This is a genomic window from Azospirillum sp. P4_B5 (genome assembly GCF_056402275.1).
The window spans coordinates 1-1,793 of the sequence record NZ_JBFUHT010000130.1 but is presented as its reverse complement, the minus strand read 5'-3'; the positions used below and the strand labels follow the sequence as shown (position 1 = coordinate 1,793).

The window sequence follows — 1,793 nt, the reverse complement described above, 5'->3', positions numbered from 1 at the left end:
GTCTCGGCGTCGGTCTGCACCAGGATGCCGCGGTCGGCGCCCATGGCGAGCGCGGTGCGCAGCGTCTCCTGCGCCGCCGTCGGGCCGACGGTGACCACGATGACCTCGGTCGCCTTGCCGGCTTCCTTGAGGCGGACGGCCTCCTCGACGGCGATCTCGTCGAAGGGGTTCATGCTCATATTCACGTTGGCGGTCTCAACGCCGGAACCGTCCGCCTTGACGCGGATCTTGACGTTGTAATCGACCACCCGCTTGACCGGGACGAGGACCTTCATGTCTGCGTTGCTTCTTCCGTGGTTCGAATGTCGGACAGGAATCGTTCGATTTCTGTGCGTAGGCTGGCGGCTTGCCGGGTAAGGTCGCCGGAGGCGCTCAACACATCCCCCGCCGCCGTCTTGGTGCTGTTGGCGGAGCGCGCCACGCCGTCGATGATTGCGGTCACGGACTGAGTTGCCGTTGCCGCTGAACCGCCCCGGGTTTCCCGGAGGCCCCGTTTCTTGAGAAGATGGGGTCATCATGACGAAACCGGCATCACGCAAATACACTCCTGAAGTCCGCGAACGCGCGGTGCGGATGGTGTTCGAGCACGCGGGGGATCACGCCTCGCAGTGGGCGGCGATCAGCTCGATCGCGGCGAAGATCGGCTGTACGGCGGAGACGCTGCGGGGGTGGGTCCGGCAGGCCGAGCGCGACCAGGGCACGCGGCCCGGCCCGACAACGGACGAGCAGGAACGGATCAAGGCGCTGGAGCGAGAGAACCGCGAGCTGCGTCAGGCGAACGAGATCCTGCGCAAGGCGTCGGCGTATTTCGCCCAGGCGGAGCTCGACCGCCCGTTTCGGAAATGATCGCCTTCATCGACGCGCATCGCACCGTTCACGGGGTCGAGCCGATCTGCCAAGTACTGCCGATCGCCCCGTCGACCTACCGCGCTCACGCCGCCCGGCAGGTCAATCCGTCCAGGGCGTCGGCCCGTTCGCGGAGCGACGCCGAGCTGAGGGAGGCTATCCGGCGGGTCTGGGAGGCGAACTTCCAGGTCTATGGGGTGCGCAAAGTGTGGCGACAGTTGGGGCGGGAGGGCATCGCCGTGGCACGCTGCACGGTGGCTCGGCTGATGAAGCGCATGGGTTTGAAGGGAGCAACACGGGGCAAGGTGGTGCGCACCACGATCAGCGACCGGGCGGCGCCCTGTCCGCAGGACCAGGTGAACCGCCAGTTCCAGGCACCACGCCCGAACGCCTTGTGGTTGGCCGATTTCACCTACGTCTCGACATGGCGGGGCTTCGTCTACGTGGCTTTCGTCATCGACGCCTTCGCCCGCAGGATCGTCGGCTGGCGGGTATCCAGCACAGCCCACGCAGGCTTCGTGCTGGATGCTCTGGAGCAAGCGCTTCACGACCGCCGACCGGCCAAGGGCAGCGGCCTCATTCACCATAGCGACCGCGGGTCGCAATACGTTGCCATTCGCTACACCGAGCGTCTGACCGACGCCGGTGTCGAGCCCTCCGTCGGCAGCGTCGGCGATTCCTATGACAACGCCTTGGCCGAGACGATCAACGGCCTCTACAAGACCGAGGTGATCCGGCGCCGTGGGCCATGGCGCACCCTGGAGGCCGTCGAGTTCGCCACCCTGGAATGGGTCGATTGGTTCAACAACCGGCGCCTCCTCGAACCCATCGGCAACATCCCTCCCGCCGAGGCCGAAGCGCGCTATTATGCACAAACTGAGGACATCGCCATGGCGGCGTGACTCAACTAAATCGGCCTCCGGAAAACCTGGGGCGGTTCAGGTTCA

Annotated in this window: 3 protein-coding genes and 1 other annotated feature; of the genes, 1 reads left to right on the top strand and 2 read right to left on the bottom strand. The window is 65.9% G+C overall.

All coding sequences use genetic code 11. The features are described 5' to 3' along the window. Positions 1 to 275, bottom strand: a 275-nt coding sequence (locus tag AC1DVI_RS32350; protein ID WP_476961467.1) for an electron transfer flavoprotein subunit beta/FixA family protein, incomplete at its 3' end; no start/stop codon positions are given. Beyond that, on the bottom strand, positions 272 to 442 hold the full coding sequence (locus AC1DVI_RS32345; RefSeq protein WP_476961466.1) for a hypothetical protein: 171 nt from the start codon (positions 440 to 442) through the stop codon (positions 272 to 274). The genes AC1DVI_RS32345 and AC1DVI_RS32350, both read right to left, overlap by 4 nt. A gap of 74 nt (positions 443 to 516) precedes the next feature. Between AC1DVI_RS32345 and AC1DVI_RS32340 the strand changes: the two genes are divergently transcribed. Then, positions 517 to 1,748, top strand: a protein-coding gene (locus AC1DVI_RS32340) for an IS3 family transposase (protein ID WP_476961465.1) whose coding sequence is annotated in 2 segments (ribosomal slippage) — positions 517 to 814 and positions 814 to 1,748 — 1,233 coding nt in all. Because the reading frame shifts where the segments join, the coding sequence is not laid out codon by codon here. Continuing rightward, positions 801 to 917 (top strand) — a sequence feature (AL1L pseudoknot). Its footprint overlaps the gene before it by 117 nt. Positions 1,749 to 1,793: the final 45 nt, after the last annotated feature.